17 protein-coding genes are annotated in these 17602 nt (G+C 68.4%); 16 read left to right on the top strand and 1 reads right to left on the bottom strand.

From position 1 onward, the window contains the following. Nucleotides 1-168: 168 nt before the first annotated feature. The 15 genes from prmC (at nucleotide 169) to OG801_RS08130 (ending at nucleotide 12975) form a co-directional block, all read left to right on the top strand. Nucleotides 169-1026, top strand: coding sequence for a peptide chain release factor N(5)-glutamine methyltransferase (prmC, locus tag OG801_RS08200; RefSeq protein ID WP_406035105.1), 858 nt, complete (start codon nucleotides 169-171; stop codon nucleotides 1024-1026). After that, a complete protein-coding gene (locus OG801_RS08195) occupies nucleotides 1023-1769 on the top strand; it encodes an L-threonylcarbamoyladenylate synthase (RefSeq protein ID WP_355019008.1) in 747 nt (248 codons plus the stop codon). The genes prmC and OG801_RS08195 overlap by 4 nt, the downstream gene beginning before the upstream one ends. Continuing rightward, entirely contained in the window at nucleotides 1769-2944 is a 1176-nt protein-coding gene (locus OG801_RS08190) for an MraY family glycosyltransferase (RefSeq protein ID WP_355019007.1), read from the top strand. The genes OG801_RS08195 and OG801_RS08190 overlap by 1 nt, the downstream gene beginning before the upstream one ends. A 162-nt stretch (nucleotides 2945-3106) precedes the next feature. Further along, nucleotides 3107-3475: a hypothetical protein gene (locus OG801_RS08185; RefSeq protein WP_355019006.1), complete on the top strand. Its 369-nt coding sequence runs from the start codon at nucleotides 3107-3109 to the stop codon at nucleotides 3473-3475. 113 nt (nucleotides 3476-3588) lie between these two features. Further along, nucleotides 3589-4395, top strand: coding sequence for a F0F1 ATP synthase subunit A (gene atpB / locus OG801_RS08180; protein WP_355019005.1), 807 nt, complete (start codon nucleotides 3589-3591; stop codon nucleotides 4393-4395). Between the two features lie 85 nt (nucleotides 4396-4480). Beyond that, nucleotides 4481-4687 carry an ATP synthase F0 subunit C gene (locus OG801_RS08175; RefSeq protein ID WP_091047785.1) on the top strand — a complete coding sequence of 69 codons (207 nt, stop codon included), beginning with the start codon at nucleotides 4481-4483 and terminating at the stop codon, nucleotides 4685-4687. Nucleotides 4688-4713: 26 nt separating this feature from the next. Further along, the gene (locus OG801_RS08170; RefSeq protein WP_355019004.1) at nucleotides 4714-5250 is read left to right on the top strand and encodes a F0F1 ATP synthase subunit B; all 537 of its coding nucleotides are present in this window, start codon (nucleotides 4714-4716) and stop codon (nucleotides 5248-5250) included. Next, entirely contained in the window at nucleotides 5250-6062 is an 813-nt protein-coding gene (locus OG801_RS08165; RefSeq protein WP_355019003.1) for a F0F1 ATP synthase subunit delta, read from the top strand. The genes OG801_RS08170 and OG801_RS08165 overlap by 1 nt, the downstream gene beginning before the upstream one ends. Nucleotides 6063-6143: 81 nt before the next feature. After that, nucleotides 6144-7784 carry a F0F1 ATP synthase subunit alpha gene (gene atpA, locus OG801_RS08160; RefSeq protein WP_355019002.1) on the top strand — a complete coding sequence of 547 codons (1641 nt, stop codon included), beginning with the start codon at nucleotides 6144-6146 and terminating at the stop codon, nucleotides 7782-7784. A 3-nt stretch (nucleotides 7785-7787) separates the two neighbouring features. Beyond that, nucleotides 7788-8714 (top strand): F0F1 ATP synthase subunit gamma, encoded by a 927-nt coding sequence (locus OG801_RS08155; RefSeq protein WP_355019001.1) that lies wholly within the window; start codon nucleotides 7788-7790, stop codon nucleotides 8712-8714. Between the two features lie 26 nt (nucleotides 8715-8740). Further along, nucleotides 8741-10177, top strand: coding sequence for a F0F1 ATP synthase subunit beta (atpD, locus tag OG801_RS08150; protein WP_141803120.1), 1437 nt, complete (start codon nucleotides 8741-8743; stop codon nucleotides 10175-10177). Further along, nucleotides 10177-10569 carry a F0F1 ATP synthase subunit epsilon gene (locus tag OG801_RS08145; protein WP_045547377.1) on the top strand — a complete coding sequence of 131 codons (393 nt, stop codon included), beginning with the start codon at nucleotides 10177-10179 and terminating at the stop codon, nucleotides 10567-10569. The genes atpD and OG801_RS08145 overlap by 1 nt, the downstream gene beginning before the upstream one ends. A 21-nt stretch (nucleotides 10570-10590) precedes the next feature. Continuing rightward, the gene (locus tag OG801_RS08140) at nucleotides 10591-11037 is read left to right on the top strand and encodes a DUF2550 domain-containing protein (RefSeq protein WP_406035101.1); all 447 of its coding nucleotides are present in this window, start codon (nucleotides 10591-10593) and stop codon (nucleotides 11035-11037) included. 114 nt (nucleotides 11038-11151) lie between these two features. Further along, nucleotides 11152-11763 carry a DUF1707 and DUF4870 domain-containing protein gene (locus OG801_RS08135; RefSeq protein WP_355018999.1) on the top strand — a complete coding sequence of 204 codons (612 nt, stop codon included), beginning with the start codon at nucleotides 11152-11154 and terminating at the stop codon, nucleotides 11761-11763. Between the two features lie 51 nt (nucleotides 11764-11814). Further along, entirely contained in the window at nucleotides 11815-12975 is a 1161-nt protein-coding gene (locus OG801_RS08130; RefSeq protein WP_406035098.1) for an MFS transporter, read from the top strand. A gap of 89 nt (nucleotides 12976-13064) precedes the next feature. Here the strand turns inward: OG801_RS08130 and OG801_RS08125 are convergent, their stop codons facing one another. After that, nucleotides 13065-16235, bottom strand: coding sequence for an SNF2-related protein (locus OG801_RS08125; RefSeq protein WP_406035096.1), 3171 nt, complete (start codon nucleotides 16233-16235; stop codon nucleotides 13065-13067). A gap of 377 nt (nucleotides 16236-16612) precedes the next feature. Between OG801_RS08125 and OG801_RS08120 the strand changes: the two genes are divergently transcribed. Beyond that, nucleotides 16613-17593: a helix-turn-helix domain-containing protein gene (locus tag OG801_RS08120; protein ID WP_355018996.1), complete on the top strand. Its 981-nt coding sequence runs from the start codon at nucleotides 16613-16615 to the stop codon at nucleotides 17591-17593. Nucleotides 17594-17602: the final 9 nt, after the last annotated feature.

The raw sequence follows: 17602 nt of genomic DNA, 5'->3' as shown, positions 1-17602 counted from the left end.
TGTTTCCTTCCGGGGGAGATCTCGGGTGTGATGGTGGGGCAGCACAGCGCCCGACGAGGTGTGCGGCCAGTCCCGCGTCCCCCGATATGACCGGAAGAACCGTTGAGGCGCCCGAACGTTACCCTCAGCCGGGTAAAGCATGACTAACACATTCAGGAGCAGTTGCCCATGACCGCCCCGCGCACACTTCTGGCAAGTGCCCGAAAGCAGCTCGCAGAGGCCGGAGTCGAGAGCCCGGACGCCGATGCGGCCATCTTGTTGGCCCATGTCCTCGACACCGACCGCAACCGTCTCTTCCTCGTCGACGACGTGGCGGAGCACCAGGAGAAGGCCTACGCGGACCTGCTCGCCCGCCGCGCGGAGCGCGAGCCGTTGCAGCACCTGACCGGGGTCGCGTACTTCCGGCACATCGAGCTCGCCGTCGGTCCCGGCGTCTTCGTGCCGCGGCCCGAGACCGAGCTGCTCGCCGGCTGGGCGATCGACCGGGCCGCGACCATCGACCAGCCCGTCGTCGTCGATCTCTGCACGGGGTCGGGAGCGATCGCGAAGAGCATCGCCGACGAGGTCCCGAGCGCCGAGGTGCACGCGGTCGAGCTCTCCGAGGACGCCTACCCCTGGGCCGTACGCAACCTGACCGGCACCGGGGTGGACCTCCGGCAGGGCGACATGGCCGACGAGTTCACCGACCTGGACGGCAGTGTCGACGTGCTCGTCTGCAATCCGCCGTACATCCCGCTCGAAGCCTGGGAGTCCGTCGCCGCCGAGGCGCGCGACCACGACCCCGACCTCGCGCTCTTCTCCGGGCAGGACGGGCTGGACGCGATCCGCGTCCTGGAACGGCGGGCCGCCGAGCTGCTCAGGCCCGGGGGAGTGGTCGGGTTCGAGCACGCCGACGAGCAGGGCCCGGAGGGTCAGAACGGTGGCGCTCCGGCGGTCTTCGCCGCCACCGGAAGATGGCAGGACGTACGCGATCACCTCGATCTGGCAGGCCGTCCGCGCTTCACGACCGCACAACTGGCAACATGAGCACTGTGACTGAGCGCTACCCGATCGCGACCGAGGACGAGCAGACCGAGGCGATCGATGCTGCTGCGGCGGCCCTTCAGGCCGGCGAGCTCGTGATCGTCCCGACCGACACGGTCTACGGCATCGCCGCCGACGCGTTCGACAAGGGCGCCGTGGCCGGTCTGCTCGCAGCCAAGGGCCGAGGCCGCTCGATGCCGCCGCCGGTGCTGATCTCCAACGTCGCCACCCTCGACGCCCTCGCGACACGGATCCCCGACTGGGCGCGCAGCCTCGTCGAGGAGCTGTGGCCCGGCGCGCTGACGGTCGTGTTCCACCAGCAGCCGTCGCTGCAGTGGGACCTGGGCGAGGCCCGCCAGACAGTGGCCGTACGCATCCCCGACTCCGACATCCTGCGCCGGATCATCGACCGGGTCGGTCCGCTCGCGACCAGCTCGGCCAACCGCACCACGAAGCCTGCCGCCACCAACGCCGACCAGGCCGACGAGATGCTCGGCAAGATGGTCAAGGCCATCATCGACGGCGGCGAGTCGCCGGTCGGCGAGGCGTCCACGATCGTCTCCGCCACCGGTGACGAGCCGAAGGTTCTCCGGGAGGGCGCGATCAGCATCGATCGGATCAACGAGATCCTCGCCGATCACGACGTCGCCATCCGTCGGCCGGGCGATCCGGACCCTGCCAACATGCCCGAGACCGACGGGCCCGAGACCGACCTGCCCGCCACGGACGCCGACACAGAAGCCTGATGCGCGCCTACGTCCTCCTCTTCCTGGTCGCCGCCGTGGTGACCTACCTGCTCACCGTCGTCGCCCGCGAGTTCGCGATGCGCACGGGGGCCGTCGCGAAGGTCCGCGACCGCGACGTACACGCCGTTCCGATCCCCTACATGGGCGGCGTGGCGATGCTGGGTGGTCTGGTGGCCGCCTATCTGGTCGCCCGTGAGCTGCCGTTCCTGGCCGATGCTCCGGACTTCGTGCTCCAGGACACCGGCGTCGTGATCCTCGCCGGCGCGCTGATCTGCATCGTCGGCGTCGTCGACGACATCTTCGAGCTCGATGCCCTCACCAAGCTGGGCGGTCAGGTGCTGGCGACCGCGATCCTGGTGGGCTTCAACCTGCAGTACAGCCTGATCACCTTCCCCGATGGCACCCAGTTCTCGATCGACCCCGCCCAGGGCGCTCTGCTCACCGGGCTCGTCGTGATCACCGTGGTCAACGCCGTCAACTTCATCGACGGTCTCGACGGTCTGGCCGCGGGTGTCGTCGGTATCGGCGCGCTGGCGCTGTTCCTGTTCTGCTACCAGTTCACCCGGATCAACGACATCGGCCGCGCCTCGACCGCGGCTCTCCTGACCGTCGCCCTCGCCGGAGCCTGCGTCGGTTTCCTCATCCACAACTGGCATCCCGCCCGGCTGTTCATGGGGGACAGCGGCTCGATGCTGATCGGCCTGATCCTCGCCGCCAGCGCGGTCACCCTCTCGGGCTCCTACAACGCCGGCGGTCTGAACGTGAACGCCTTCGACGCCTCCACCGCGCTCCTGGTCACCTTCCTGCCCCTGCTGCTACCCCTGACGATCCTGGTGGTCCCTCTCGTCGACCTCGTGCTGGCCGTCGTACGCCGCACCCGCGCCGGCCGGTCACCCTTCGCCGCGGACAAGAAGCACCTCCACCACCGCCTCCTGGAGATCGGCCACTCCCAGCGCCGTGCCGTGCTGATCATGTGGCTCTGGGCCGGCCTGATGTCCTTCGGATCGGTCTTCGTGACCCTCTACCGCGGCCCCGTCGTCATCGTCGGCGTCATAGTCGCCACCGCCCTCATCGTGCTCCTCACCTTCGCCCTCCCCAAGATCCGTGGCGAGCGCACCGACAAGCTCCTCGAGGTCCCCGAGGACATCACCCCGCTGGAGAACCAACCCGGGTAGGAACGCCTTGATCGATCAATTAGGGCGCCCAAAGACGCTTGTGATAGTTTTCACGAGCGCTCGGGATACGCTCCTGAACGCGTGAAATGCCCCCAGAGAGAACGGCCGCCGACGATGACGACCGCAACCAGCAAGTCCAAGGTGCTGCGAGGTTCTGCCGCAGTGTCCGCAGTTGCTGTGCTCGCGGCCCTCGCGGTGGCCTTTGTTCTTGCCGGGACTGATGGTCTGACTGGTGCTGCGATCGGATCGATCGCCACCGTTGTCGTGCTGGCGGTCGGCTCTTGGGCGATGTTCTGGATCGCGGCGAAGTCGCCCGCGATGTCGTTGCCCGCCGCTGTCGGTGTCTTCACGCTGTCAGGCATGGTTCTCTTCGTTGTCCTGCTGGTCGTTTCGCAGACCGGGGGAGACGCTGTCGTACGTTCGGCAGCCTTCTCGGTCATGGCGCTCACAGTCGCATGGACGACCACGTTCGCGTTCCTGGTGCGACGCGAGCGGATCCCGCTCTTCGACCTGCCCGGGGCAGACTCGTGACCCGCCAGTAGCGCCTGATATCGTCCGGGCCGTCGGGGGCGGCCGCCGGGATGATGCCCGAGCCTTTGAAGCTCGCCACCCAGAATCGTAAGTTCGAACAAACAGGAGACAGCGTGAAGTCGCTTGCCGCCACCGTTATGGCGTCGGAGTCGGGGCCTCATATCCCGGGGCCCGCGGACTTCTTCCTTCCGCCGATCGTCGGGTCCGGCGACTGGGCCCTGACCAAGGTGAGCCTCCTGGTCCTGCTGTCCGTCGTGATCGGTTTCGGCTTCTTCTACGCCGCCTCCCGCAAGGCCGCCGTGGTTCCGAGCCGTCTGCAGTTCGCCGGTGAGTACGTCTACGGGATGGTCCGCAACTCCATCGCCCGCGACATCATCGGGTCGAAGGACTACATGAGGTTCGTGCCGTACCTCTTCACGGTCTTCGTCTTCATCATCATCAACAACTTCTACGGGATCATCCCGTTCGTCCAGTTCCCCACGATGTCGCACATCGGCTACACGGCGGCTCTGGCGATCATCACCTGGCTGATCTACAACACCGTCGGCATCGCGAAGCACGGTTTCGTCGGCTACCTCAAGCTCCAGACGGTGCCCAGCGGCGTGAGCGGCCCGATCCTGATCATGATGGTCCCGCTGGAGTTCCTCTCCAACATCGTCGTGCGCCCGTTCACGCTGGCGATCCGTCTCTTCGCGACCATGTTCGCCGGCCACCTGCTGGTGGCGCTCTTCTCCATCGGTGGCGCCTGGCTGATCCTGAACTACGTTCCGACGTGGCAGGGCATCACCGCCGGCATCTTCGCCTTCCTGCTCGGCATCTTCGTGTCCTTCCTGGACATGCTGATCATGTTCCTGCAGGCCTACGTCTTCACCCTGCTCTCGGCGATGTACATCGCCGGTGCAGTCGCGGACGAGCACTGATCCGTTCAGGCTCGGACCAACAGCTCCACCACTACGACGCACAACAACCGACGCATATCGCGTCGCAACCGAAAGGAATATCCCCATGGAGGGACAGCTCGGAATCATCGGCCTCGGCCTCTCCGCCATCGGCCCGGGTGTCGGTGTCGGTCTGATCTTCGCCGCGTACGTCGCTGGTGTCGCCCGTCAGCCGGAGGCCCAGAGCCGCCTGCAGGCAATCGCCATCCTCGGCTTCGCTCTGTGTGAGCAGTTCTTCATCATCTCCCTGGCTCTCGCCTTCGTCCTTCGCTGACGTAGGGAACTACTGAAGGTTCCGACATGATCCTTACCCAGGTAACCGCTGCGGAGACCGAGATCAACCCGTTGGTCCCGCACGTCCCGGAGATCATCCTCGGTTTCATCGTCATCGCCATCCTCTTCGTGGGAGTTGCGAAGTTCATCGTTCCGAACTTCGAGAAGGCGTACGCCGATCGAACCGCGGCGATCGAAGGCGGCATCGAGAACGCCAACGCCAAGCAGGCCGAGGCGGATGCCAAACTCGCTCAGCTGGAGGCCCAGCTGGCCGACGCTCGCCACGAGGCTGCCCGCATCCGCGAGCAGGCTCGCGAGGAGGGCGCTGCGATCAAGGCCGAGATGCGCCTCGAGGCGCAGTCCGAGGCGGAGCGCATCATCACCGCCGGCAAGGCGCAGATCGAGGCCGAGCGCCAGGCGGCTGCTACGTCGCTGAAGACCGAGGTCGGCTCGCTGGCCACCGGTCTCGCCGGTCGTATCGTCGGCGAGTCCCTCGACGACGACGAGCGTTCCAGCCGTGTGGTCGAGCGGTTCCTCGCTGACCTTGAGGCAGGGGTTCACTGATGGACTTCCGTGGAGCGTCGGCCGACGCCGTTGCCGCCCTGACCGAGGAGCTGAAGACCGCTGTCTCCGCCTCTCCTGAGGCGGCGGCGAAGGCGGCCGACACCCTCTTCGAGGTCTCCCAGACCCTCCGCGCCGAGGCAGCTCTGCGCCGCTTCGTCACCGACGCATCGGTGCCGCAGGAGGCCAAGACCGGCCTCGTCGGTGAGCTGTTCGGCGGGAAGGTCGACGCGACGGGCCTCGGCGTGTTCGAGTCGGCGGTCAAGCACCGCTGGACGCACGCCGGTGACCTGAGCGATGCGGTCGAGCGACTGAGCGAGATCGCCGCAGTCCGCAGCGCCGGCGGCGAGGCCACGCGCCTCGCCGACGAGCTGTTCGCGGTCCAGCAGGCCGTGCAGGAGACGCCGGAGCTGCGCGACGCGCTCTCCGACCCGGCCCGTACGACCGAGGACAAGGCCGCGCTGGTCGACACGCTGCTCGGGGGCAAGGCGCTTCCGGCGACCGTGACCCTGACGAAGCAGGCGCTGGCGGGCACCTACCGCACCGCATCGGCCGCTCTCGGTGAATACCAGAAGGTCGCGGCGTCCGTCGCAGGCGAGGGCACCGCGGTCATCCGCGTTGCGGCCCCGCTCTCGGAGGCCGAGACCACCCGTCTGGCGGGAGCACTGGCGAGGAAGTACGGCCGTGAGGTCCACCTCAACGTGGTCGTCGATCCGGCTGTCGTCGGTGGCATCAAGGTATCGATCGGTGACGACGTCATCGACGGCACCGTCTCGAGTCGCCTCGAAGGGGCGCAGCGAGCCCTGGCCGGCTGATCCGGCACCGCGGCCGTCAACTGGCCGTACGACCCCTGTGTGACACAGACTGACTTGTAAGAACTGAGAGAGAAGGCACAGATGACGGAGCTCTCCATCCGTCCCGACGAGATCCGGGACGCACTGGCAAAGTACGTCGCGGACTACAAGCCGGAGGCGGCGAAGACCGAGGAGGTCGGCACCGTCGCTTCGACCGCGGACGGCATCGCCCGCGTGTCGGGTCTGCCCTCGGCCATGACCAACGAGCTCCTCGAGTTCGAGGACGGCACCCTTGGTCTCGCCCTGAACCTGGACACCCGCGAGATCGGTGTCGTCGTCCTGGGCGACTTCGACAAGATCGAGGAGGGCCAGTCGGTCCGACGTACGGGCGAGGTTCTCTCGGTCCCCGTCGGTGACGGCTACCTCGGCCGCGTCGTGGACCCGCTCGGCAACGCGATCGACGGCCTCGGCGACATCGAGACGGTCGGCCGCCGCGCCCTGGAGCTCCAGGCTCCCGGCGTGATGGCCCGCAAGTCGGTGCACGAGCCGCTCGCCACCGGCATCAAGGCGATCGACGCGATGACCCCGATCGGCCGTGGCCAGCGTCAGCTGATCATCGGTGACCGCTCGACCGGTAAGACCACGGTCGCGATCGACACGATCATCAACCAGAAGCAGAACTGGGAGTCGGGCGACCCCGACAAGCAGGTCCGCTGCATCTACGTCGCCATCGGCCAGAAGGGCTCGACCATCGCCTCCGTGCGTGGCGCCCTCGAGGAGTCCGGCGCGCTGGAGTACACGACGATCGTCGCGGCTCCGGCCTCCGACTCCGCCGGCTTCAAGTACCTCGCGCCCTACACCGGCTCGGCCATCGGCCAGCACTGGATGTACGAGGGCAAGCACGTCCTGATCGTCTTCGACGACCTGACCAAGCAGGCCGAGGCTTACCGTGCCGTGTCGCTGCTGCTGCGCCGCCCGCCGGGCCGTGAGGCCTACCCGGGTGACGTCTTCTACCTGCACTCCCGGCTGCTGGAGCGCTGCGCGAAGCTCTCCGACGAGATGGGCAAGGGTTCGATGACCGGTCTGCCGATCATCGAGACCAAGGCCAACGACGTCTCGGCGTTCATCCCGACCAACGTCATCTCCATCACCGACGGTCAGATCTTCCTGCAGTCCGACCTGTTCGCGGCCAACCAGCGCCCGGCCATCGATGTCGGCGTCTCGGTCTCCCGCGTCGGTAGCGCCGCGATGACCAAGGCCCTCAAGGGCGTCACCGGCTCTCTCAAGGTGGAGCTCGCGCAGTACCGCGCGATGGAGGCCTTCGCGATGTTCGCCTCCGACCTGGACGCGGCCTCGAAGCAGCAGCTGGCCCGCGGTCAGCGGCTGATGGCGCTGCTCAAGCAGCCGGCCTACTCGCCCTACCCGATCGACGAGATGACCGTCTCGCTGTGGCTGGGCACCTCCGGCAGCCTGGACATCGTCCCGGTCGAGGACGTGCTCAAGTTCGAGCGCGAGTTCCTCGACTTCCTGCGTCGCTCCCACGACGGCATCCTCGCCGGCATCCGTGAGTCGCTGAAGTTCGAGGACTCCACCGAGTCCGAGCTGAAGAAGGCTTACGACTCGTTCCTCAACCAGTTCGAGACCTCGGAGGGCCACTCGATCAAGCCGGGTTCCGCCAAGGAGCAGGCCCTGGCTGACGAGGACGTCGAGCAGGAGCAGATCGTCAAGCAGAAGCGGGGCTGACCCATGGCCGTGTCAGTGCGTGAACTCCGCGCGCGGATCAAGTCGACGGAGTCGATGAAGAAGATCACGCGTGCCATGGAGCTCATCGCTGCGTCCCGGATCATCAAGGCGCAGCAGCGGGCCAATGCGGCCGCGCCGTACGCCCGTGAGCTCACCCGCGCCGTCTCGGCGGTGGCGACCTACTCCAACGTGGACCACCCGCTGACCACCGAGCCGGAGGCGCCCACGCGCGCCGCCGTGCTGGTGGTCACCAGCGACCGTGGTCTGGCCGGCTCCTACTCCTCGAGCGTGCTCAAGGAGGCCGAGGGCCTGGTTGAGAAGCTCAAGGCCGAGGGCAAGGAGGTCGACCTCTACGTCACCGGACGCAAGGCGGAGGCCTTCTACAAGTTCCGCGGTCGTTCCGTGGCGCAGGCCTGGACCGGCTTCTCCGACCGTCCGGAGTTCGAGGCGGCCAAGGAGATCGGCGAGAAGCTGATCGAGGTCTTCGTCGAGGGCACCGAGTCCGAGAAGGCCGTCGCTCCCGGCGTCGACGAGGTCCACGTGGTCTACACGCGGTTCATCACCATGATGACGCAGAAGCCCACCGCCGTACGTCTCCTGCCTCTGGAGGTCGTGGAGGGCACCGAGGCTCCGGCCGAGGGCGATGTCCTGCCGCTCTACGAGTTCGAGCCGTCGGCCGAGGCCGTGCTCGACTCGCTGCTCCCGCAGTACGTCGTGAGCCGGATCTGGTTCGCGCTGCTGCAGGCCGCCGCCTCCGAGCTGGCCCAGCGTCAGAAGGCGATGAAGTCGGCTACCGACAACGCCGACGAGCTCATCAAGAAGTTCACCCGGGTTGCCAACCAGGCTCGCCAGGCCGGCATCACCCAGGAGATCAGCGAGATCGTCGGTGGCGTGAACGCGCTCGCCGACGCCCAGGCTGCGAACGACTGAGAACCCACAGAAAGACTGACTAGAAAATGACCGCACAGGTTGACGAGAAGACCACGACGGGCCGCATCGCCCGCGTGATCGGCCCGGTCGTCGACGTGGAGTTCCCCGTCGACGCCATGCCGGACATCTACAACAAGCTCGAGGTCGACGTCACCATCAGCGGTGAGACGACGACCCTGCCGCTCGAGGTTGCCCAGCACATCGGTGACGGCATGGTCCGCGCGATCTCGCTGAAGCCGACCGACGGCGTCGTACGCGGCTCCTCGGTGCGTGACACCGGTGGCCCGATCACGGTTCCCGTGGGTGACGTCACCCTCGGCCACGTGTTCAACGCGACCGGTGACATCCTCGACGTCGACCCGGCCACGGTCGAGGTCAACGAGCGCTGGGGCATCCACCGCAAGGCTCCGGCCTTCGACCAGCTCGAGTCCAAGACCCAGATGTTCGAGACGGGCATCAAGGTCATCGACCTCCTCACCCCCTACGTGACCGGTGGAAAGATCGGCCTCTTCGGTGGTGCGGGCGTCGGCAAGACCGTCCTCATCCAGGAGATGATCGCCCGAGTCGCCAAGAACCACGGTGGTGTCTCCGTGTTCGCCGGTGTCGGCGAGCGCACCCGTGAGGGCAACGACCTCATCCACGAGATGCAGGAGGCCGGCGTCTACGACAAGGTCGCCCTGACCTTCGGCCAGATGGACGAGCCGCCGGGCACGCGTCTTCGCGTGGCCCTCTCGGCGCTGACGATGGCGGAGTACTTCCGCGACGTCCAGGGCCAGGACGTGCTGCTGTTCATCGACAACATCTTCCGCTTCACGCAGGCGGGCTCCGAGGTCTCGACCCTGCTGGGCCGGATGCCTTCGGCCGTGGGCTACCAGCCCAACCTCGCCGACGAGATGGGTCAGCTCCAGGAGCGGATCACCTCGACGCGTGGTCACTCGATCACCTCGATGCAGGCGATCTACGTGCCGGCCGACGACTACACCGACCCGGCTCCGGCGACCACGTTCGCCCACCTGGACGCGACCACCGAGCTCTCCCGCGAGATCGCGTCGCTGGGTATCTACCCGGCCGTGGACCCGCTGACCTCGACGTCGCGAATCCTGGACCCGCAGTACATCGGTCAGGACCACTACGACTGCGCCGTCCGCGTCAAGCAGATCCTCCAGCGCAACAAGGAGTTGCAGGACATCATCGCGATCCTGGGCGTCGACGAGCTCTCCGAGGAAGACAAGATCATCGTCTCCCGCGCTCGCCGGATCCAGCGGTTCCTGTCGCAGAACACCTACGTCGCCAAGCAGTTCACCGGCATCGAGGGTTCGACGGTTCCGGTCAAGGACACCATCGAGGCGTTCAACAAGATCGCCGAGGGTGAGTACGACCACGTCGCCGAGCAGGCGTTCTTCATGTGCGGTGGCCTCGACGACGTCGAGGCGAAGTGGGCCGAGATCCAGAAGAGCCTCTGATGACGGACGCACTTCAGGTGGAGCTCGTCGCTGCAGACCGCGTGGTCTGGAGCGGCGGGGCCACCATGGTCATCGCCCGAACGGTCGACGGTGATGTCGGCGTCCTGCGCGGTCACGCGCCGGTGCTGTCGGCTCTCACCGAGGCGGTCGTGGAGATCACTCCGGAGGAGGGCACCGAGGTCATCGCGACCGTTGACGGTGGCTTCCTCTCGGTGGCCAACGACCGCGTCTCGATCCTGTCCGAGCACGTGCTGCTGGCCCACGAGATCGACCTCAGCCAGGCTGAGGTCGAGCTCGAGGAGGCCCGTCGCCTGCTCGGCACCAACAACGACGCCGAGAAGCGCATCCGTCGTGCCGAGGCACGCATCCGCGCTGTCGAGAAAGCCTCCTAGGGAAAGAGGGGCGATACCCGGATGGCATGGTGGGAGCTGCTCTTGGTCGTTGTGGCCGCGTCGCTTCTGCTTGTCCTCGCCTATGGCATCGGGATCGCCGTACGCCGCCGTCTGCTCGCTCGCAACGGCGGCGTCTTCGAACTGAGCCACCGCGTCCGGGACACCAGTCCCGGGCGCGGTTGGGTCATCGGCATCGGCCGCTACTCCGGCGATGCGCAGCTGGAGTGGTTCCGGATCTTCTCGCTCTCGCCCAAGCCCAAACGGGTCTGGCGCCGGGTCGAGATCGTCTATGTCTCCAGCCGCTCTCCCGAGGGGATCGAGGAGCTCGTCCTCTACCCCGAGAGCCTGATCGTGACCTGCGACGTCAAGGGCGAGCACATCGACCTGGCCATGGATCAGCAGACCCTCATCGGCTTCCAGGCCTGGCTGGAGTCCCGCCCGATGCGGTCCACCTGGACCGTCTTCTGAGCGCCCCCTTCGACCCCGTCTCCGACCGTCTCCGGCACAAGACCGGGGTCGGTCGGTTTGCATTCGGGGGCTTCCCTGATTGTCCGGAAGGCATTCGCGGCGGATCGTAGAGGTATGTCCTCAACTGCCCCGATCCCGACTCCGCCCACCCCGCCCACTCCACCGGCTTCTGTCGCCGGTGACGAGCTCCGCTGCACCGATGCCGATCGCGACCGCGTGATCGACGTCCTCAAGTCCGCCTACGCCGACGGCCGGCTCGACCAGGCCGAGTTCGACCTCCGGTTCGACCTGACCATGAAGTCGAAGACGTACGCCGCCCTGGAGCCGATCACCCGCGACCTGATCGCGCAGCCGACCCCGTCTCCGGCGCCGGCGAAGCCCGCCCGCGACCTGCTGCCGCCGCCGACCACCGAGGAACGGCTCCTCGGCGCCCTCGCCCAGGCCACGACCTTGGTGCCGATCGTCGTCGGCCCGGCGATCCTCTACTACACCGTCGGCAAGCGTTCCGAGTTCGTGAAGCACCACGCCGCCGGTGCCCTCAACCTGCAGCTCACCCTGCTCGCCGTCACGATCGTGACCTTCGGCCTCGGCGGCGCGCTCTACGGGATCGCCTGGGTGCTCGCGGCTGCCTTCGCGGTCGTCGCGCTCGCCGGTGCCCCGCTGCGCCAGCCGTGGGTGCTGCCGATCTTCGGTCGCGGTGGGCCGTACGAGAAGAAGCGGGACTGATCCCCGCACCTGGACGCGGCCCGGGGCCCGGGGCCCCACTAGCCTTTACTCGTGACGCCTCTCCGCCGTGCCCAGGCTGGATCGGTGGTGGCGTTCGCCACCAACGGTCTGCTGTCCGCGACCTTCATCTCCCGCATCCCCGCGCTCCGCGAGAGCCTCGGCCTGAACAACTCGGCCGTCGGCCTGATGCTGCTGGCGATGGGCATCGGCTCCGTCGCCGGGCTGCCGCTCGCCGGGGGACTGGTGATGCGCTGGGGCGCAGCCCGGGTCGTACGCGGCTGCGCGGTGCTCTGTGTCGCCGCCCTGACCCTGGTGGCGATCTCTTGCAGCTGGCTCGAACAGGCGTGGCTGGTGGCGCTGTTCCTGGTGGCGTACGGCGTCGGCTACGGGATCTGGGACGTCGCCATGAACGTCGAGGGGGCCGCGGTCGAGCGGCTCGGCGGCAAGACGCTGATGCCGCAGCTGCACGCGATGTGGAGCGTCGGCACCGTGCTCGGTGGACTGCTGGGCATCGCCTTGGTGGGCACGCTGCCGACCGTGTGGCACATCGCCGGGGTCGCGGCCATCGCACTGGCGGTCTGCTGGTGGGGGACCCTGGGGTTCCTCCCGGCCGAGGCGCCCCCGGAGGGGCACTCGCCGCGGCGTGAGCTGATCGCCGCCTGGCGCTCGCCCCAGACGCTGCTGCTGGGGCTCATGGTGCTCGCCTTCGCCGCCGCCGAGGGGAGCGCCAACGACTGGGTCGCGCTGGCGATGATCGACGGCTACGACGTGAGCCACCGGGTCGGGGTGGCGTGCTACGCGGCGTTCGTCCTCTGCATGAGCGTGGCCCGCTTCGCCGGCGCGAAGGTGATCGACAGGGTCGGCCGGCAGCCGGTCCTGATCACCTCGGCGGCGCTGGCGGGCATCGGGATCGTGCTGACGGTGTTCGCCGGCTCGTTCGGGCTCGCGCTGGTCGGGATCGTCCTGTGGGGCTTCGGCGCGGCCCTCGGCTTCCCCCTGGGGATCAGCATCGCCGCCGACGACGAGACCCGCGCCGCTGCTCGCGTCTCGGTCGTCTCCACGCTGGCCTATGCAGCCTTCCTCGGCTTCCCGCCGATCCTGGGTGCCGTAGGGGACCAGTTCGGCACCCTGAGGGCCCTCCTGGTCGTCGCCGTCCTCATGATCCCCGCAGCGGCGCTGGCCGCGACCGTGGCACGGCGGCGGGGCGTGTAACACGCTGTTCGTAGGTCTATCCGGTCGTTCAGATAGGGCGAGTAGTCCTACGAACGACGTGTTACACCGGAGCGACGCCCTCGGTCAGGTCAGTCGAAGAGGGCGCGGATGTCGTCGGCGCCGATGGTGGAGCCCATGGCGCCTTCGCCGTCGACGACCTTCGCGAAGAGCTCGGCCTTGCGCTCCTTGAGCTCCATGACCTTCTCCTCGATCGTGTCGGTCGAGACCAGGCGGTAGACCATGACGTGCTGGGTCTGGCCGATGCGGTGGGCGCGGTCGACGGCCTGAGCCTCGGCGGCGGGGTTCCACCAGGGGTCGAGGACGAAGACGTAGTCGGCCTCGGTCAGGGTCAGACCGACGCCACCGGCCTTCAGGGAGATCAGGAAGACCGGGGCATCGCCGTCGCGGAAGCTCTCGATGACCGCGCCACGGTCGCGGGTGGAGCCGTCGAGGTAGGCGGCGTCGATGCCCGCCTCGTTGAGCCGGGTGCGTGCCCGGCCGAGGAAGGAGGTGAACTGGCTGAAGACCAGCGCCTTGTGACCCTCGGCGGCGAGCTCCTCGATGTGGTCGACGAGGGTGTCGAGCTTGGCGGAGCCGACGTCGTCATCATCGGGGTCGACGAGGCCTGGGTCGAGCGAGAGCTGCCGCAGCCTGGTCAGCGCACTGAGGATCGCGACCCGGTTGTCGTTGAAGTCGTCGAGCAGATGCAGGATCCGCTGCCGCTCCTTGGCCAGGTGGGCGTCGTAGATCTTGCGGTGCGCCGGGTTGAGGTCCACGCCGAGCACCTGCTCCTGCTTGGGTGGCAGGTCGTCGGCGACGAGCTCCTTGGTACGCCGCAGCAGGAACGGACGCAGCCGGGTCCGGAACCGGCGCAGCGCCGCGTCGTCGCCCGACTTCTCGACGGGAGAGACCACGGTGTCGCGGAACAGCCGCGGGCTGGGGTAGAGCCCCGGCGCCGTGATCGAGAGCAGCGCCCACAGCTCCATCAGCCGGTTCTCGAACGGCGTGCCTGTCACCGCGAGACGCCAGCGGGCGTCGATGCGGCGGGCCGCTGCGTACGTCTTGGACTGGTGGTTCTTGACCTGCTGGGCCTCGTCGAGGACGAGACCGGCCCAGGGGCGCCCGGCGAAGGCGTCCTGCTCGAGCCGGAGGATGGCGTAGGTCGTGACCACGACGTCGGCGTCCTCGCGGGCCTCGGCGACGGAGTCGATGCGCTTGCTCACCGTGCTCACCCGCAGGCCGGGGGTGTGGCGGCGAGCCTCCTGCACCCAGGCGGGTACGACGCTGGTGGGCGCCACCACGAGATAGGGGGTGCGCGGCTCCGGCTGGGTGTGCACGGCATGGGAGATCGTGGCCAGCACCTGGAGCGTCTTGCCCAGACCCATGTCGTCGGCGAGGATCCCGCCGAGACCCTGCTCGTGCAGGAACGCCAGCCAGTGGAAGCCGTCGAGCTGATAGTGGCGCAGCTCGGTCGCCAGCCCGGTCGGCTCCGGCCGGGGGATCTCGCGCAGGTCGCGCAGCGCCTGGGCACGCTGGACCCACTCGGCGGCCTGCTGGTCGACCACGCCGAGCTCGGCGAGCTCGGCCCAGACGCCGAGGTCGTGCTTGCCGACCGCGATCCCGTCGCCGGTGCGCTCGTGGAGCTGTCCGGCGGCCTCGACGACGTTGCGCAGCCGGTCGAGCTCGGGGCGGTCGGTGGTGATGTAGGTGCCGCTGGGGAGGATCAGGTGGTCGTCGCCGCGGGTCAGCGCCCCGAGCACGTCGGGAAGCGGCACGGCCTCGGCGCCGATCCGGATCACGACCTGCAGGTCGAGCCAGTCCTGCCCGGCCAGGGCGGCACCGTCGGGCGAGGTGATCTCGAAGGAGATCTCGGGGTCCTCGTCGGTCTCGCGGAAGTCGGGCCGCTCGACCTCGGTGACCTCGACGCCCTCGACCTCACGCAGCGCCGGCAGGTCGTGGATGGCGAGCGCGAGCGCGTCGCCGTCGCGTACCTCCTGCTTGCGGAGCAGCTCGGTGGAGACCTTCGCGCGCAGCGCGGCCTCCTCGGCCGGGTTGCGGACCAGGCCGAGGTCCTCGCGGGAGTCCACCGGGTAGTGACGTACGCCGTAGGCCCAGGTCCAGCCGAGCGTGGCATGCGTCGAGCTGCGCCAGGTGACCGTCAGGGTCAGGCGCGGTGCGGGAGGCTCCGGGATGTCGAGGGAGTCGTCGGCCGAGCGCAGCGGCACCAGCCGGGCCAGCGGGCCCAACAGGGCGCTCAGCGTGCCGATCTCGGCCTCGGGGACGGTCAGCGGATCCCGGGCGGTCACCAGCCGCTGCGCGTGGGTCGACAGCGGTCCGGACAGGTCAGCGAGATGGAGGACGCCGGCATCGAGCACGCCCACCGAGCGGGTCGGGCGACCGATCGGGAGCACCGTCGGGCCGGCGTAGACCCGGTCACCCTGGGCCAGGCCGAAGCGGAGGACGGCCTCGCCGTCCTCGCGGCGCAGCTCCCCGGCGAGTGAGAGCGGCTCGTCGAAGATCACCACGCCGCGTACGTTCTCGCCGGGCAGGACGGTCACACCGCCACGGATCGCGTCGCGGAGCAGGCTGACCGCGTGCTCGCCGAAGTCGGCGAGGCTGAGCGAAGAGCCACGGGCGTAGAGCAGCCGGTCGGACCGCAGTTGGCGGGCCAGCTCCTGCAGGGGGAGCAGCTGGCTGCGGGGGAAGTCCTTGCCGGGCACCGCGTTGGGGATGTTGGCCCAGTCGGCACCGGTCTTCGCCCAGCGCTCGCGGTTGCCCATGCGCATCGGGCGCAGCTCGACGGTGGGGGAGCCCGCCACGGCCGACCGCGGGCTGTGCACGTCGATCTCGAGCGCCAGCGCGGGCAGGTCGTCCTCGGGCTTGTTGTCCTCGGCGAGCTGGCCCAGGAGTGTGCGCAGCTCCGTCTCCCACGACGGGCCCATCGGCATCGCCGCGGCGCGCGTGCCGGCGAGGACCAGGCCGAGCGCGGCACCGTGCTTGCAGTTGTTGTGCACGGGGCAGCTGCACGAGCTGGTCGCTCTGACGACGCCGTTCCGGGAATCCAGGTTGAGGGTCACGCGGTAGGGAGCCGGGCTGGTGCCTCTGACCTCGGCCGAAGCTCGCAGCGCACTGCTGCCGATCTCGGTGACCCGGGGCTCACCGACCCGGCCCTGGGCTGCGTAGGCCTCGCCACGCTCGATGGTCTGGGGGTCGAAGGTCTCGCGGAGCAGGTCGTTCGTGAGAGCTTCGAGCAAGGGCACCCGATCTATTCTTCCAGCATGAGGCGGGTTCTGCGACTTCGTGGACGCTCGTGGTGAGCAGCGTCTCGTTCAGTGCGGTGGCAGTGGTCTAGACCAGCAGCGCACGACCACGGGGTTGCGGTGCATTCATCGGCATGCATAGACGCACGCCCGACATCCCGTCCCGGACAACCGGATGCGAACCGATCGCGACAACTTTGTCGCGTAAAAGTAAAGCCACCTCGATCCGAGCGGGGGGATCCGGACCGAGGTGGCGATGAATACTTTCGGCCAAGTTGCCGGTGAATGCAAGTCGAACCGCCATGGCGGGAATGTGACGTGTCGTATATCTGCCATGATGACCGTCGTTCGTTCCCCGCCACGGAAAGGCATCTCGGATGCTCGATGCGCTCGGTCTCGACAATCTCGAGGAGACGGTCTACCGCCAGCTGGTCGCCGCGCCGTCGGCCAACCTCGAAGAGCTGGCCGAAGCGGCCGACCTGGACGCCTACGCGGTCTCGGCGGTGCTGTCCGCGCTGGAGGGCAAGGGCCTGGTCGCCCGCGCCTCGGCCGGTCAGGACCGCTACGTCGCCTCCCCGCCGGCGGTGGCGCTCGGGGCGCTGCTCGTCCAGCGTCAGGACGAGCTGCGCCGCGCGCAGGTCGAGATGACCGAGCTCGCCGGGCTCTATCGCGGCTCGGTCGCCCGCCGGGACGTGGCCGACGTCGTCGACGTCGTGCACGGCACCGAGGCGATCGCCCAGCGGTTCGCCCAGCTGCAGTACTCGGCGAAGAAATGCATCCAGGCGCTGCAGAAGCCGCAGGCCGCGGTCGTCACCCGGGAGGACGCCGACGAGGCGGAGCGGGCCGCGATCGAACGAGGCGTCCGGCACGACATCGTCCTCGAGCGCTCCGTCTTCGACACCCCCGGCATCTACGAGAGCATCGACTCCGGGCTCGAGATCGGGATCGAGCTACGGGTCGTGCCGACGGTGCCGCTGCGCGCCTTCATCGTCGACCGGGAGATCGCCCTGATCCCGTTGATGAACGGTGAGCACAACACGGTCCAGGACGCCCTGCTGCTCCACCCCAGCGGTCTCCTCGACGCGATCATCGCCCTCTTCGACCTGATCTGGACCTCGGCCCCCAAGCTCGTCGCGACGCCCGAGGGCACGGTCGAGACGGCCGCCGATCGCCTCGAGCCCCTGGACACCAAGGTGCTCTCGCTGCTGCTCGCCGGCCTGACCGACGCCTCCATCGGGGCGCAGCTCGGGCTGTCGCTGCGTACGGTCCAGCGGCGGGTGCGCCAGATGATGGATCGCGCGCAGGTCGACACCCGCCTCCAGCTCGGCTACGAGGCGGGGCGTCGCGGCTGGCTGTGAGGTTCGTGC

It is taken from the genome of Nocardioides sp. NBC_00163 (assembly GCF_045206295.1).
Lineage (GTDB): Bacteria > Actinomycetota > Actinomycetes > Propionibacteriales > Nocardioidaceae > Nocardioides.
The sequence above is the reverse complement of the archived record's forward strand: the minus strand, read 5'-3'. Positions and strand labels throughout refer to the sequence as shown.

What these genes read in the sequence shown, in the direction of transcription:
- prmC (WP_406035105.1), top strand. Translation starts at nt 169, where the DNA reads ATGACCGCCCCGCGCACACTTCTGGCAAGTGCCCGAAAGCAGCTCGCA.
- OG801_RS08195 (WP_355019008.1), top strand. Translation starts at nt 1,023, where the DNA reads ATGAGCACTGTGACTGAGCGCTACCCGATCGCGACCGAGGACGAGCAG.
- OG801_RS08190 (WP_355019007.1), top strand. Translation starts at nt 1,769, where the DNA reads ATGCGCGCCTACGTCCTCCTCTTCCTGGTCGCCGCCGTGGTGACCTAC.
- OG801_RS08175 (WP_091047785.1), top strand. Translation starts at nt 4,481, where the DNA reads ATGGAGGGACAGCTCGGAATCATCGGCCTCGGCCTCTCCGCCATCGGC.
- OG801_RS08170 (WP_355019004.1), top strand. Translation starts at nt 4,714, where the DNA reads ATGATCCTTACCCAGGTAACCGCTGCGGAGACCGAGATCAACCCGTTG.
- OG801_RS08165 (WP_355019003.1), top strand. Translation starts at nt 5,250, where the DNA reads ATGGACTTCCGTGGAGCGTCGGCCGACGCCGTTGCCGCCCTGACCGAG.
- atpA (WP_355019002.1), top strand. Translation starts at nt 6,144, where the DNA reads ATGACGGAGCTCTCCATCCGTCCCGACGAGATCCGGGACGCACTGGCA.
- OG801_RS08155 (WP_355019001.1), top strand. Translation starts at nt 7,788, where the DNA reads ATGGCCGTGTCAGTGCGTGAACTCCGCGCGCGGATCAAGTCGACGGAG.
- atpD (WP_141803120.1), top strand. Translation starts at nt 8,741, where the DNA reads ATGACCGCACAGGTTGACGAGAAGACCACGACGGGCCGCATCGCCCGC.
- OG801_RS08145 (WP_045547377.1), top strand. Translation starts at nt 10,177, where the DNA reads ATGACGGACGCACTTCAGGTGGAGCTCGTCGCTGCAGACCGCGTGGTC.
- OG801_RS08140 (WP_406035101.1), top strand. Translation starts at nt 10,591, where the DNA reads ATGGCATGGTGGGAGCTGCTCTTGGTCGTTGTGGCCGCGTCGCTTCTG.
- OG801_RS08135 (WP_355018999.1), top strand. Translation starts at nt 11,152, where the DNA reads ATGTCCTCAACTGCCCCGATCCCGACTCCGCCCACCCCGCCCACTCCA.
- OG801_RS08120 (WP_355018996.1), top strand. Translation starts at nt 16,613, where the DNA reads ATGCTCGATGCGCTCGGTCTCGACAATCTCGAGGAGACGGTCTACCGC.